This is a genomic window from Kitasatospora sp. NPDC058243 (assembly GCF_042882025.1).
GTDB lineage: Bacteria > Actinomycetota > Actinomycetes > Streptomycetales > Streptomycetaceae > Kitasatospora.
This window is the reverse complement of the sequence record NZ_JBHVWW010000024.1, coordinates 55897-70083: the sequence shown is the minus strand read 5'-3', so window position 1 is coordinate 70083 and position 14187 is coordinate 55897. Positions and strand designations below refer to the sequence as shown.

The window sequence follows — 14187 nt, the reverse complement described above, 5'->3', positions numbered from 1 at the left end:
CCACCACGGTCACCGCCCCGCCGCCGTTCCCGCCCCCGCTCCGTCCTTGATCGGCCCAGGTGCACCCGGGCGCGGGCGGGCCGGGGGCGGCGGCTATCTTGATGGGTCACGGACATCCGGAGGGAGTGGGCGATGGGGATGGGGATGGCTGGTCGGAGGGTGGCTGCCGCGGTGGCGGCCGGGGTGCTGACGGGGGTGCTGGCCGGGTGCTCGGCGGGTTCTGCGGGGAGTTCCCCGGCGGGCTCGGACGCGGCCAAGGGTGCGGCTGGGGCGGCGAGTGCGGTGGCGAGCGCGACCGGTCCGGCGGGTGGTGAGACCGGTGCGGGGGCTTCGGTCTCCGCGTCGGCGTCCGCGTCTGCCGCCGCGACGGGGGCGGGTGCGGCCGCGGGCTCGGCCTCGGCGCCGGCGACCGGAGGCGGTGGCGCTGGCGGTGGCGCTGGCGCCGGGGCCTCTGCTCCGCCGGCCGGGGCGGCGACGCCCGGGGCGGACCTGGAGGCGGTGCTGCTGGACGACAAGCTCGTCGGGCAGGTGCTGCCGGACGCGAAGGCGATGGCGGGCTGGGAGGAGGAGAAGCGCAAGGTCGACACCCTCGACCACGCCACCACCTGCACCGCGTCGGCGCCGTGCACCGGCAAGCCGCTCAGCGGCTCCGTCCGGTTCTCCTCGGGGGACGTGGTCGCCCGCTTCATCGTCGAGACGCTGCCGAACCGCGACGCCGCCAAGGGCAAGCTCAAGGAGTCCTACGCCTCCTACGGAGCCGGGCCGTTCCGCACGGTCGACTCCCCGGTGCTGGGCAGCGAGAGCCAGGCCTTCCAGGGCCAGCTGGGCGAGAGCGAGGGCATCGGCATCGTGCTGCGCTCGGGCACCGTCGTCGCCAGCGTGACCACCGAGGGCGGGCCGGCCGACGTGGCCGCCGCCCGGCGGTTCGGGGTGATGCTGGTCAAGCGGATCGAGCAGGCCCAGGCGGGCAGGACCCCGGACGCCGGGCTCGGACTGGCCTGACGGCCGCCGCGTACGCGAAGCGAAGCCCCGGGCCGAGGAGGCGCCGGGGCCCGCTGCGTTCGGCGCCGGACCGGACAGCGCCTGCCGCCTGTTCGACGTGTCCTCACCCCGTTCGACGTGCCCGCGTTCCGGCCGTCGGCCCCGGCCGTCCGCCCCGGTCGGCGGGCCGTGGGGCGGGTCCCCGCGCGTGCCGGACCGGGACCGCCCCTGGGCTGGGCAAACGAATGTCGGTCGGCCGTGATATCTACTCATCTGGGGTGGCCGTCGTGCGGCCATGCGAAAGATGCCGATGATGTTCGAGGGGGCCACACATGCCGCTGTTCCGACGCCGCTCCGGCGAGGAGGCCGCGCAGAGCGGGGCGGGCTGGCGCGGGAGGGTGCGGCGGGCCGTCGGGTCCGCGCCCGTGGCGGCCGTTGCGGCGCCGCGGCTGGATCCGGCGCTCGGGGACGAGTCGCTGCGCCTGATGCTCGGCCAGGCCGCCGCCGGTGACTGGGCGGCCCTGGGCCCCGCGCTGGCCGCCGTCGGGGACGGCGCCGATCTGACCGGGCGGGTCGGTGCGATCGCGGAGGTGCCCCGGGTCGAGGAGTGGACGGCCCGGGCCCTCGCCGACCGGCCCGAGGACGCGCTGGCGCTGCTGCTGTCCGGTGCCCGGCACGTCACCTGGGCCTGGGAGGCCCGGACGGGCGCCCGGGCGAAGCACGTGTCCGAGAAGCAGTGGCAGGTGTTCCACGAGCGGCTGGACGTCGCCGAGGAGCAGCTGCTGGAGGTCGCCGAGCGCGAGCCGTCCTGGCTCGCCCCCTGGTACTTCCTGCAGATCAGCGCCCGCGGCGCCTCGCTCCCGGCGGAGGTCGCGACCTGCCGCTTCGAGGCCGCCGTGCGCCGTGCTCCCGGGCATCCGGCCTCGCACCGCCAGCGCCTCCAGCAGCTGTGCGCCAAGTGGGGCGGCTCGCACGAGGAGATGCACGCCTTCGCCCGTTCCTCGATGCTCGCGGCGCCGGAGGGCAGCCAGCTCGGCGAGCTGGTCGTGCTGGCGCACCTGGAGCGCTGGCTGGACCTCCCGGACGGTGAGGACCGCGCCTACCTGGCCAGTGCGGAGGTGGTGGCCGACTTGCAGGAGGCGGCCTTCCGCTCCGTGCTGCACCCGGACTTCACGCCGGTCCGCGGCTGGCAGGGCTCCTTCAACGCCTTCGCGATGGCCTTCTCGCTGGCCGGCCAGCGCAAGACGGCGCGCCTGCTGTTCGAGGCCCTGGACGGCGCCGTCACCGAGTCGCCCTGGCACTTCCTGTCCGGTGATCCGCTCAAGGCGTTCGCCTCCCACCGGGACCGCTGCGCGTACTGACGCCCCCGGCCCGTCCAGAACCTCCGTCACCCGCCCCGCGATCGAAAGAGCCCCCGGTGTCCCCATCCGAGAACCCGACGCCCGACAACGCGGCGAGCGCGCACACCTTCCAGGTGGACCTGCGCGGCCTGGTGGACCTGCTCTCCCACCACCTCTACTCCAGCCCGCGGGTGTACCTGCGCGAGCTGCTGCAGAACGCGGTGGACGCGATCTCCGCCCGCCGCGCCCTCGACCCGCAGGCGCCGGCTCGGATCGTCGTGCGCGCCGACGACGAGCTGAGCGTCACCGACACCGGCGTCGGCCTGACCGAGGCGGACGTCCACACCTTCCTCGCCACCATCGGCCGCAGTTCGAAGCGCGACGCCGACGGCCGGCTGGACGGCGCCGGGCTGGCCCAGGCCCGCGGCGACTTCATCGGCCAGTTCGGCATCGGCCTGCTGGCCTGCTTCGTGGTCGCCGACGAGATCACCGTGGTGACCCGCTCCGCCGCCACGCCGGATGCGCCGGTGATCGAGTGGCGCGGCGGCTCCGACGGCCGCTACACGATCCGCACCCTGCCCGCCGCGGCCAAGCCGGAGCCGGGCACCACCGTGACGCTGGTCCCGCGTGCCGACGCCGTCGAGTGGACGCGGTCGGGCCGTGTCCTCGCGCTGGCCCGGGACTTCGGCAGCCTGCTGCGCCACGACGTCACGGTGGTGGACGCGAACGGCACCGAGCACCGGGTGAACCGCACCCCGCCGTGGGCCGAGCGGCACGGCTCGCCGCTGGCCCGGCGCGACGCGCTGACCGAGTACTGCCGCGCCGCCTTCGACTTCGCCCCGCTCGACACCATCGACCTGGACCTGCCGCTGGTCGGCCTGCGCGGCGTCGCCTACGTGCTGCCGGACGCGGCCCCGCCGTCCCGCCGTTCGGGCCACCGGGTGCACCTCAAGGGCATGCTGCTGTCCGACCAGGCCGACGAGCTGCTGCCGGACTGGGCGTTCTTCGTCCGCTGCGTGGTGGACACCGACGGCCTGCGCCCGACCGCCTCCCGCGAGGGCCTGTACGCGGACGAGACGCTGGCCGCCGTCCGCGACGCGCTGGGTGTCCGGATCCGCGACTGGCTGACCGGCCTGTCCGCGAGCGACCCGGCGCTGCTGCACCGCTTCCTGTCCGTGCACCACCTGGCCGTCAAGGAACTCGCCCGCTACGACGACGAGTTGCTGCGGATGATGCTGCCGTGGCTGCCGTTCGAGACCACCGACGGCAACGTCACCCTGGACGAGTTCACCCGCAGCCACCCGGTGGTGCTGGTGACCCGCACCGTCGAGGAGTTCCGCCAGGTCGCCCCGATCGCCGGCGCCGCCGGCCTCGGCGTGGTCAACGGCGGCTACACCTACGACCGCGACCTGGTGCACCGGCTGCCCGAGATCCGCCCCGGTGTCTCGGTCTCCGACCTCGACCCGGGCACCGTCACCGCGCACCTGGACACCGTCGACCCGGCCGCCGAGCTCGCCGCGAACGCCTTCCTCGCCGTCGCCCGCGAGGTGGTCGGCCGCTTCGACTGCGACGTCGCCCTGCGCAGCTTCCACCCGACCAACGCGCCCGCGCTGCTGCTGGACAACCGGGAGGCCCGGCACGAGCGCAGCCGTGCCCAGCTCGCCGAGGAGGCCGACGGCCTGTGGGCGGACATCCTGGGTTCGCTGCGCGCCGAGGCGCCCCGCGCCCAGCTGGTGCTCAACCACCTCAACCCGCTGGTGCGCCGCGCCGCGACGGTCACCAACCGCGAGCTGGCCGTCACCGCCGTCGAGGCGCTGTACGGGCAGGCCGTGCTGATGACCCGCCGCCCGCTCAAGGCCAGCGAGAGCGCCCTGCTCAACCGCTCGTTCATCAGCCTGCTCGACCACGCCATGCTCGGCCACGAGTCGGCCGGCCCGGACCGCACCGACCCGAAGGAGGCCTGATGCTGGACACCCCCGATGCGGTGATGGCCGCGCTGCGCGAGAACGACGCCCGCCCCTACGGCCGCCAGCGGACCGTCGCGGCCGAGGAACTCGTCGACGCCGCCGAGCAGTTCGACGACACCGGGGCGCGCTCGATGGCCCTGCTGGAGCTGATGGAGGCGTACGAGTACGACGGCGAGCGCGGCAAGAGCCCGGTCGTCTTCGCCCGCCTCCTCAAGCTGTGGGACGCCGACCCGGACGGCTTCGGCGAGTGGGCCCGCCAGCAGGTGTTCTGGCGCTTCAAGTGGGTGGCCGGCGCGCTCCTGGGCAATCCGGACGTGCCGCTGCCGGCCCTGCGGCGCTGGCACACCGAACTGCGCGACCGCTACCGGGCGGCCGGCTTCGACCTCCAGCCGTACTACGCCCAGCGCTACCACCTGGCCGCGCAGACCGGCAGCGGCCGCCAGGACGCCTACGAGCTGTGGACGGCCCGCCCGCGCTCCGAGCTGAGCGACTGCCACGCCTGCGAGACCCGGGCGCGCGCCGAGCACTTCGTGGACGCCGGCGACGACGCCCGGGCGCTGGACGTCCTGCAGCCGGTCCTCGACGGCCGGAGCAGCTGCGAGCAGGAGCCCGCCCTCAGCCAGGCCGCCGCCCTGCTCCCGCTGCTGCGCCGGGGCCGGCTGGACGAGGCCCGCTCCAGCCACCTGACCGGCTACCGCGCCGCGCGCGGCAAGGCCTCGATGGCGCACGCCGTCGGCCGGCACGTCGAGTTCTGCGCGCTGTCCGGCAACGAGCCGCGCGGCCTGGAACTGCTCGCCGAGAACCGCGACCTGTTCGCGGTGGCCGGCGAGCCGTCCGCGCTGCTGTCCTTCCTCACCGGCGTCGAGGTGCTGCTCGCCGTCCTGGCCGGGGGCGGCCACGGCGGGCTCGCGGTCAGCGGCCCGCCCGGCACCTCCTGGACGGCGGACACCCTGCTCGCCCACGTGCGCGCCGAGGCCGACGCGCTCGCCGCCCGCTTCGACGCCCGCAACGGCACCGACGCGGTCGGCGCCGACCGGCGCGCCCGGCTGGCCCGCGAGCCGCTGCTGGCCGAGCCGCTGGCCCTCGGCGTGCGCGCCGCCGCCGCGCCCGAGCTGGCCGCCGCCCCGGCCCTCGCGCCCGCACCGCGCCGGGCCGTCGAGCCGGAGCCGGAGGACTTCACCGCCCTGGTGGTCCGGGCCCGCGAGCTGGAGCTCGTCGGCCACCCGGACGCCGACCGGCTCTGGCGGCGGATCGCCGAACGCGCCGCCGCCGACGGCTTCGCCCACCCCGAGGGCACCGCGGTCGGCAGCCCCGGGCGGCTGCGCGCCGAACTCGCCGAGCAGCGGGCCCACCAGGCGCTGGAGCGGGACGAGCACGCCGACGGCCGGGCCGGGCTGCTGGCCGCCGCCGAGCTGTTCGAGCAGGCCGGGCTGCCCGGCCAGGCCCTGATGGCCCGGGCCCGCGCGCTGATCGTGGAACTCGGCGACGTCGAGGGCGCGGTGGCCGACTGGCCGGCGCTCGACGAGGTGCTGCGCCGGGCCGAGGAACTGCGGGCCGCCGGCACGATGGCCGACGACGACCACCTGATCGTGTGGCAGGTCCGCGCCTACGCCGCCCACCACGACCTGGTCGAGGCGCTGCCCGAGCCGCCCGCCGAGGCCGTCGAGCGCTTCGAGGCGGCGGCCGGCGGCTACCACCGCACCGCCGTGGAGCTGGGCTCCGCCCGCCGCGCGGCCACCTCCCGCCAGTACCTGGCCGACGCGGCCGCCCGGCAGGGCCGGCTGGCCGAGGCCACCACCGAACTGCGCGAGGTGCTCGCCCAGTTGGACGCGGCCGAACTGCCCTGGCACACCCCGCGGGTGCTCGGCCTGCTGGGCCAGGTGCTGTTGCAGGGCGGCGAACCCGCCGAGGCCGTCGAGGTGTTCCACCGGGCGCTCGCCGAGGCCGCCCGCTGGGGCGACGACTCCTACCCGTACGCGCCCACCTACCTGATGCTCGGCCACGCGGCCATGGGGGCCGGGGACCGCGGCGGCGCGGTCCGGGCGCTCACCGAGGCGGCCGCGCGCTTCGACCGCAAGGGCCGGGAGGCGGCCGAGGACGCCGCCCAGGCCCGTCTCCAGCTGGCCGACGTGCTGCGTGCCGCCGACCGCACGGCCGACGCCGTCGCGGTGCTGGAGTCGGTGCTGCTGGACGCCGCCGCGTCGGAGCTGGACGTGCGGATGCTCGCGCAGGCCCGGCTGGACCTCGCCCGGGGCCTCACCGAACTGGACGAGCACCGGGACGCCGCCGAGGAGTACCTGCGGCTGGCCGACGTCGTCGCCGGCTGGGAGGAGCAGGAGACCCACACCATGGTCGCCTGCGAGGCCGCGCTGGCGCTGGCCCGGGCGGACCGCTGGGAGGCCGCGAAGGCCGCCCTCGACCGCGCCCTCGCGGCCCACGCCCAGGCCCCCCAGGTGGACCAACTGGCCGCGACGCTGCGCGAGTTCGCCCGGCTGACCATGCACGCCGAGGGCCCGGAGGGGCTGGCGTCGGCGCTGGCCCGGCTGGCCGAGGCGGACGCCGTCGGGGAGCACGCCGGGCAGACCGGTCAGGAGTACAACCCCTGGTACCTGCGCGGCGGTTCGCACTACGAGCGGGCGCGCTGCCTGGCCATGGCCGAGCGCCACGAGGAGGCGCTGGCCGAGGTCGAGCGGGCGATCGCGGTCTACGAGGGCGGCGACGAGCGGGCCGGGACGTCCCGGGCCGAGGCCGTCCGGCTGGCCGCGCTGATCGAGGGCGCCGACCTCGGCCGTACCGGGGCGGCCGTCGCCCGGCTGGCCGCGGGCATCGCCCGCTGCGAGGCCGCCGGCCTCCCGGAGGCGGCGCAGGTGCTGGCCGAACTGCGGGAGCGGTTCACGGCCGCGAACTGACCACGGCCGCGAACTGACCACGGCCGCGAACTGGCCTGCCGGGGGCCCGGGGTGCGCAGACCCCCGGGCCCCGGGCGTCGGCCCGTCGAGCTGTCAGCCCGTCAGCAGGGGCCGTCGTCGCCCCAGACGCCCCACTGGCCGCTGGCGCTCGGCACCTCGTTCAGCGTCCACCACTTGGCGTGGTACTCGTGGCCGCCGTACGAGACCTTGCTGCCGCTGGTGTACGTGGTGCTCGCGCTCCACGCCGGGTCGGCGCAGGCCCCGGGGGTGGTCGGGGGAGTCGTCGGTGGCGTGGTGGGCGGGGTGGTCGGCGGGGTGGTGGGCGGCGTCGCCCCGGCGAACTTCACGGTGTACTTGGTGAAGTCCCAGTCGTTCTGCGCCACGCTGGAGCAGGAGCCGGACAGCCCCGGGTCCACCGGGCCCGTGCACTGCCGGTCCCGGTTGACCGACCAGTAGGTGTACCGGGCCAGGTTGTGCGCGGTGGCGAAGTCCAGCACGGCCTGGAAGTCCGCCTGCCGGAAGTACTCGGCGGCGTCGGTGCGGCCGTTCATCATCGACACGCCCTCGTGGGCGTAGGCCGTCGCCTCGGACCAGCCGAAGGTGGTCTGCAGGATCTGGTTGAACTTCACCAGCGCGTCGGTCTGCGCGGCCGCGCCGTTGAACCCGCCGTCGAACGGCATGATCGAGTAGTTGTTCGGCGTGAAGCCCTGCGACTTGGCCTCGTTCAGCATCTGGGTGCCGAACCAGCCCGTCCCCGCGTTGGTCCCGGCGGTGGTGATCGAGATGTAGAGGCCGGGGTTGTTCTGCTGGAGGATCCGGGCGGCGCCGATCTCGTTGTGGATCGCCGCGGTGTTCTCGTACTCCGGCTCCTCCAGGTCGAAGTCGATCGCCTTCAACTGGTACTTGGTGATGACCTTCTGGTACCCGGCGGCGGTCGCCTCCGGCGTGCCGCAGACCTGGCCGAGCTTGGTGCCGCCGTACCCGCCGACCGACACCGAGACGTCCCCGCCCTTGCCGCGGATGGTCTGGATGACGCCGGGCATGGTGGTGTCGGTGTCGATCGAGGAGGTGCCGCCCCAGGCCGGTGAACAGCTGCTGCCCTGGGCCAGGATGAACGCCAGCTGGAAGGCCTTCTGCCCGGTGGCGTCCATCACCGCCGCGGCGTCCGGCGGGCTGTTGTCCTCGGGCATCAGGTAGGGCGCCGAGGCGTACCAGTTGCTGCCGAGTCCGGTCGTGGTGTCGGCGGCGGCGGAGCCGGTGTTCGCGAGCGTGGCGATACCGCCGGCGACCAGGCCGAGCACCCCGGCCACGGCGGCGACCCGGCGCGGGCGGCGGCGCGGGTTCCGGGGGGAGGGGTGTGGGGGAAGAGCGCGTTCCATCGAGGGCCTTTCCAGGCGGGACGGCAGTGGGGGAGGGGCTGCTCACGCCGGAGGTGGGGGTGGCGCGCAGACCGAACGGGCCTTTGGCAGGGGGTAGTTGCCGAAGGCTGTCACTGGTATAGACCTGTCGAGGAAGGGTGGTCAACCCCAAAATGGTCAAGCCGGGGCCCGGCGCCGGCGGTGGGCCGGGCGCCGAACGGGCTCCCCGTCAGGCGCGCGCCGCCACGCGGACCCCGGTCCCCACTCCCCGCGCGGCGTCACCCGCCCCCTGCGCGGCGCCCACCGCCGCCAGCAGCCCGCCGACCGCCGGCGACCACGGCCGGCTGGTCGGCCCGGTGAGCGTGAGCGTGCGGTGGACGGCCGGCCGGATCGGGACGAGCACGCAGTCGGCCGGGAGCATGGTCAGCGCCAGCGCGGGCATCACCGAGACCCCGACGCCCGCGTGCACCATGCCGATGAGTGTGTTGAGGTCGCGGATGCGGTGCCGGGGGGTGAAGCGGGTGCCGGCCCGGCGGAAGGCCTCGCGGATGTGCCGTTCACAGCCGCCCTCGGAGAGCAGGAAGTCGTCGTCCTCCAGGTCGGCGACGTGGATGGCCTCCTGTCCGGCGAGCGGGTGGTCGCGGCGCAGCAGCGCGTGCATGGAGTCGGCCCCGAGCGCGACCGCCCCGGGCGGGAGCGGCCCGGGGTCGACCAGGACGGCGGCGTCGACGGTGCCCGCCTCCAGCCAGGTGGCGAGCTCGTCGTCCTCGCCCTCGAAGACCCGGACGGTGACCTGCGGGTAGGCGGCCTTCCAGTCCCGGAGCAGCCCGGGCAGCAGCGCCTGGCAGACGGTGGTCGGCGCGGCCAGCCGCACGGTGCCGACGGGGCCGCCGGAGTGCCGGATGGCGATGGCGCGCACGGCGGCGGCGGAGGCGACGGCGGTGCGGGCGTGCGGGAGGATCTGCTCGCCCAGGGGAGTGGGCCGGGCCGGGGTGCCGCGCAGCAGGACGGGCGCGCCGAGGGTCCGCTCCAGCGCGGCGACGGCGTGCGAGACGGCGGACTGGCTGATGCCCAGTTCGTCGGCGGCCGCGCCGAACCCCCCGGTGTCGGCGACCGCGACCAGTGCCCTCAGCTGGGCCAGGTTGACCTCCGACGCCATGAGACTTCCTCATCCATCCGGTGCTGCCACTTGTTGGACTCATGCTCTGCCGCCGGGCCACCCTCTGTCCAGACGGGACCCCGGGCGGGACCCGCAGCGGGACCCGAGACTGGACCCTGGACGGGACCGGGACGGAACCAACGGGACGAAGATGGAGGTGGTCCGGGTGCGGCGCTGGTTGCCGGGCTTCGTGGCGCTGTCGGCGATCTGGGGCGCGAGCTTCGCACTGATCAAGGTGGCGGTGGAGGCTGGGGTGCCGCCGCTGTGGGTGGCGCTGTGGCGCTGCGCGCTCGGGGCGGTCACGCTGTGGACGATCCTTGTGCTGCGCCACGAGCGCGTCCCCCGCGACCGTGCGCTCTGGGGGCACTCCGCCGTGGTCGCGGTGCTCCTCAACACCGTGCCGTTCACGCTGTTCTCGTTCGGCGAGACCCGGGTCAGCTCCGTCCTCGCCGGGGTGATGAACGCGACCACCCCGCTGTTCACCCTGCTGTTCACCGTCCTCACCGTCGCCGAGGAGCGCCGCCCCGGCGCCCGCCGGCTCTCCGGACTCGTCCTCGGCTTCGTCGGCGTGCTCACCGTGCTCGGGGTCTGGCGCGGCATCGGCTCCGGCGAGGCCGCCGGCGGCCTCGCCTGCCTGGCCGCCGCCTGCTGCTACGGCGCGGGCTTCGCCTATCTGCGCCGCTTCCTCTCCGGCCGGCCGGAGTCGGTGGTCACCCTCTCCGCCGTCCAGATCGCCTGCGCCACCGCCGAGTTGGCCGCCATCGCGCCGTTCGCCGCGGGCGCCCCGCACTGGCCGGGGGCGGGCGCGGCCGGCGCCCTGCTGGTGCTGGGCGCGGTCGGCACCGGCCTCGCGTACCTGCTCAACCTCGGGCTGGTCCGCACGGCCGGTACCGCGGTGGCCTCCGCCGTCACCTACGTCATGCCGCTGTGGTCCACGGCCCTCGGCGCGGCCTTCCTCGCCGAACCCGTCGGCTGGAACGCCCTGGCCGGCGGCGTCCTGGTGATCGCCGCCGTCGCCCTGACCCGCCCCCGGCCCGCACCCCGCCCGGCCGGCTCCGCCGCCGCCACGCCCGACGCCCCGAGGCCTGGTCAGAGGGTTCGTTAGAGTGACCGGGTGAACGAGGAGGAGCAGCAGCCGACGGCCGTCTGGGCCGCGCTGCGAGCCCACCCGCTGCGCTTCCCCGTCACCCCGTGGGTGCCGCGCTGCTGGGCGTACCTGCTCGGCGGCGCGCTGCTGGGCCCGCTGCTGCTGGCCGCCCTGGCGGTGCTGCTGGTGCTCGGGCTGGGCCTGTCCGTGGTCGGGGTCGGACTGCCGGTCCTCCTCGCCCTGGCCCTCGCGGGCATTCCCGCCGCCGCCCTCGAACGACGACGGCTGCGGCTGGTCGAGCCGGCACCGCTGCCCGACCCGCACCGCCCGCTGCCCGGCGCCGGCCGCCGCGCCCGGCTGCGGACCCGCCTGCGCGAGCGCGCCACCTGGCGCGAGCTGGCCCACACCGCGCTCACCGCCACGGCCCTCGCCGCCGCCGCGCTCGGCTTCAGCGCCGCGCTGCTGTTCTCCGGCGCCCTGGTCGCCTCCCCGGTGATCGTCTGGGCGCTGGCTCCCGAAACCGTCATGATCATCCCTGGCCGGGCGGTGCCGGGGCCGCTCGCCGCCCTGCCGTTCAGCGCCGCCGGGCTCGCCGGCCTCCTCCTCTGCGCCTACGCCGGCGCCCTGCTGACCACCGCCCAGGTGGCCCTCGCCCGCCTCCTGCTCGGGCCCCGCGAGGAGGACAGCGGCCGACAGGTCCTCGAACTCACCCGCTCCCGGGCCCGGCTCGCCGACGCCTTCGAAGCCGAACGCCGCCGCATCGAACGCGACCTGCACGACGGCGCCCAACAGCAGCTCGTCGCGCTCAGCATGACCCTCGGCCTCGCCGACCACGCGCTGCGCGACGGCAGCGGCCAGTCCGGCGACCGGGCCACCGCCCTGGTCGCCCGGGCCCGCGGCGAAGCCCGGCAGGCCCTGGAACAACTGCGCGGCCTGGTCCGCGGCATCCACCCCCAGGTGCTCACCGACCACGGCCTCGCCGCCGCCGTCGCCGAGGTCGCGCTGCGCCACCCCATCCCGGTCCGGTCCGACTTCGACCTCCCCGGCCGGCTGCCCGCCCCCGTCGAGACCACCGCCTACTTCACCGTCACCGAAGCGCTCACCAACGCCGCCAAGCACAGCGGCGCCGCCGCGATCACCGTCAGCGGGCGCATCGCCGACGGCCGCCTGGTGCTCCAGGTGACCGACGACGGCCACGGCGGGGCGGACCCGGCCGCCGGGGCCGGCCTGCGCGGACTCGCCGACCGGGTGGCACTCCTGAAAGGACGGCTCATGGTGACCAGCCCGACGGGCGGCCCGACCACGCTGCGGCTGGAGGTCCCGTGCTCCGGATCGTGATCGCGGAGGACGCCGTCCTGCTGCGCGCCGGACTCGTCGAACTCCTCACCCTCGGCGGCCACCGGGTGACCGCCGCCGTCGGCGACGCCCGCGCCCTCGCCGCCGCCGTCGACACCGAACGGCCCGACGCCGTCATCACCGACGTCCGGATGCCGCCCGACTTCTCCGACGAGGGCCTGCGCGCCGCCCTCGACCTGCGTGAACGCCACCCGGGCCTGCCCGTCCTGGTGCTCTCCCAGTACGTCGCGACCCCGTACGCGACCCGCCTGCTCGCCGCCGCCGGCGCCCAACCCGCCGGCCTCGGCTACCTCCTGAAGGACCGCGTCGGCGACGTCGCCGACTTCCTCGACGCCCTGCGCCGGGTCGCCGCCGGCGAGACCGTCATCGACCCCGACGTGGTCCGCGTCCTGCTGCGCCAGCAGTCCGCCGACCGCCCCCTCACCCGGCTGACCCCCCGCGAACGCGAAGTCCTCGCCCTCATGGCCGAGGGCCTCAACAACCAGGCGATCGCCACCCGGCTGACCATCACCGAGGCCTCGGTGGTCAAGCACTGCGGCAACATCTTCATGAAGCTCGACCTCGACCCCACGGAGGGCAACCGCCGCGTCCTCGCCGTCCTCGCCCACCTCCGGGCGGCGTAGGGCGGCGTAGGGCGCGCCCGACACCGGGCCGGGCGTCGGCGGCTCAGCGCAGACCGAGACAGGGCAGCCAGGCCCGGGAGGCGTCGTGGCCCGCGGTGAGCAGGGCGCACAGCGGGCCGGCCGCGCCCCCGAGCAGGCCCATCCCCTCCGCGCCCAGGGCCTCCACCTCGGGCAGGCGGGCCCTCAGGTGGGCGAGCAGGCGGGCCCTCAGCGCGGCCGCGGCGGGCAGGCCGGCATGGTGGGCGAAGGCGTCGGCCACCGCCAGCACGCCCGAGGCGCCGTGGCACAGGGCCAGCAGGTCGCTCGCGCGGTCGCCGAAGAGGTGGAACCGCTCGTCGTACCGGTCGGCGAGCGTGCCGAAGGCCGCTGCGGCCCAGGCCGCCGTCTCCCGGTCGCCCGTGGCGTCGGCCGCGTCCCACAGCGCCCAGGACACTCCGGGGGTGCCGTAGCACCAGGCCTGGCGGGCGCGCGCTCCGGCGGGCGGCGGGCCGTCGAGCCCGGCGCCGTCCCAGGTGCGGATGGAGCGGGCGTCGTCGAAGGACTGCCGCATCAGCCACCCGGTCGCGCGGCGCAGGGCGGGCGTCAGGCCGGGGTGCGGTCCGAGGTGGCGTACCGCCGCGGTGAGTGCGGCGACGACTCCTGCGGCGCCGTGGCCCGTGCCGGTGTTGATCCGGCCGTCCAGCCAGCCCAGGTGCGGGTGGCCGGCGTACTGGCCCGTCCGCAGCCGGGGCAGCTCGTCGGTGTCGCACAGCCGGGCCAGGTGGTCGGCGTACGGGCCGAGTTGGGCCGGTGTCGGGCGGGCGCCCGTGGTCAGGGCGAGCAGGGTGCCGGAGGGGCCGACGATGAGGTCGTAGTCCGGGAAGGCGACCTGCTCGCACCGCCAGTCGAGGGCCGGCGCGGTGCGGACCAGGTGGTCGCGGAGCCGGTCGGCGGCCCGGTGCAGGTCCGGGTGGACCAGGGCTCCCAGGCGCAGGCCCGCCAGCGTTCCGGCCAGTCCGCCGTCGTACAGCCCGCAGTGGCCCGGCCCCTGGCCGGCGGTGCGGGCCCACACCGCCACGGCACGGGCCGCGGACCGTTCGGCCTCGGGCCCTCCGGTGGTGTGCAGCAGGGCGGCCAGGACGGGGACGCCCGGATCGGAGGGGTGCTCGGCGACCGCCGGGCTCTCGCGGGGCCGGGCGGACCAGGCGTCGAGGAGTCGGACGGCGAGTCCGGTGACGGCGGTGCCGGTGCTCTCGGTGCTCTCAGTGCTCTCGGTGTTCGCGGTGTGCTGCGGCACGGTGGCTCCTCGGGAACGACGGGTCGGGAATCCGCCCAGGCCGGGGGGGGGGGGGGGGGGGTCGGGGGGGACCCCCCCCGCCGCAGGCCCTGTTGCCCGCCGTCCTCGTGATGGGCCATGCCGGTGTCCAC

10 protein-coding genes are annotated in these 14187 nt (G+C 76.1%); 7 read left to right on the top strand and 3 right to left on the bottom strand.

Annotation, left to right across the window (positions count from 1 at the left end; translation table 11 throughout):
- Positions 1-498 precede the first annotated feature (498 nt).
- From ACFVX9_RS18110 to ACFVX9_RS18095, 4 genes are all read left to right on the top strand, one after another.
- A complete protein-coding gene (locus ACFVX9_RS18110) occupies positions 499-1002 on the top strand; it encodes a hypothetical protein (RefSeq protein ID WP_387982456.1) in 504 nt (167 codons plus the stop codon).
- Between the two features lie 311 nt (positions 1003-1313).
- The gene (locus ACFVX9_RS18105; protein WP_387982454.1) at positions 1314-2342 is read left to right on the top strand and encodes a hypothetical protein; all 1029 of its coding nucleotides are present in this window, start codon (positions 1314-1316) and stop codon (positions 2340-2342) included.
- A gap of 56 nt (positions 2343-2398) precedes the next feature.
- A complete protein-coding gene (locus ACFVX9_RS18100; protein ID WP_063349747.1) occupies positions 2399-4285 on the top strand; it encodes an HSP90 family protein in 1887 nt (628 codons plus the stop codon).
- Positions 4285-7197 carry a hypothetical protein gene (locus ACFVX9_RS18095; protein ID WP_387982452.1) on the top strand — a complete coding sequence of 971 codons (2913 nt, stop codon included), beginning with the start codon at positions 4285-4287 and terminating at the stop codon, positions 7195-7197. Before ACFVX9_RS18100 ends, ACFVX9_RS18095 begins: the two co-directional genes overlap by 1 nt.
- Before the next feature lie 101 nt (positions 7198-7298).
- Here the strand turns inward: ACFVX9_RS18095 and ACFVX9_RS18090 are convergent, their stop codons facing one another.
- Together ACFVX9_RS18090 and ACFVX9_RS18085 are read right to left on the bottom strand one after the other, a co-directional pair.
- Positions 7299-8576 carry a carbohydrate-binding protein gene (locus tag ACFVX9_RS18090; RefSeq protein WP_387982451.1) on the bottom strand — a complete coding sequence of 426 codons (1278 nt, stop codon included), beginning with the start codon at positions 8574-8576 and terminating at the stop codon, positions 7299-7301.
- 208 nt (positions 8577-8784) lie between these two features.
- Complete coding sequence (locus ACFVX9_RS18085; RefSeq protein ID WP_380378918.1) at positions 8785-9714, bottom strand: LysR family transcriptional regulator; 930 nt, start codon at positions 9712-9714, stop codon at positions 8785-8787.
- A 166-nt stretch (positions 9715-9880) separates the two neighbouring features.
- Between ACFVX9_RS18085 and ACFVX9_RS18080 the strand changes: the two genes are divergently transcribed.
- Genes ACFVX9_RS18080 through ACFVX9_RS18070 form a run of 3 tightly spaced genes read left to right on the top strand, consistent with a single transcriptional unit; the run spans position 9881 to position 12780 of the window.
- Positions 9881-10819, top strand: a complete 939-nt coding sequence (locus ACFVX9_RS18080) for a DMT family transporter (RefSeq protein ID WP_387982448.1) — start codon at positions 9881-9883, stop codon at positions 10817-10819.
- A 9-nt stretch (positions 10820-10828) separates the two neighbouring features.
- A complete protein-coding gene (locus ACFVX9_RS18075; protein ID WP_387982447.1) occupies positions 10829-12139 on the top strand; it encodes a sensor domain-containing protein in 1311 nt (436 codons plus the stop codon).
- Complete coding sequence (locus ACFVX9_RS18070; protein WP_380430783.1) at positions 12124-12780, top strand: response regulator; 657 nt, start codon at positions 12124-12126, stop codon at positions 12778-12780. The genes ACFVX9_RS18075 and ACFVX9_RS18070 overlap by 16 nt, the downstream gene beginning before the upstream one ends.
- A gap of 43 nt (positions 12781-12823) precedes the next feature.
- Here the strand turns inward: ACFVX9_RS18070 and ACFVX9_RS18065 are convergent, their stop codons facing one another.
- Complete coding sequence (locus ACFVX9_RS18065) at positions 12824-14056, bottom strand: lanthionine synthetase LanC family protein (protein WP_387982446.1); 1233 nt, start codon at positions 14054-14056, stop codon at positions 12824-12826.
- Between the last annotated feature and the right edge of the window lie 131 nt (positions 14057-14187).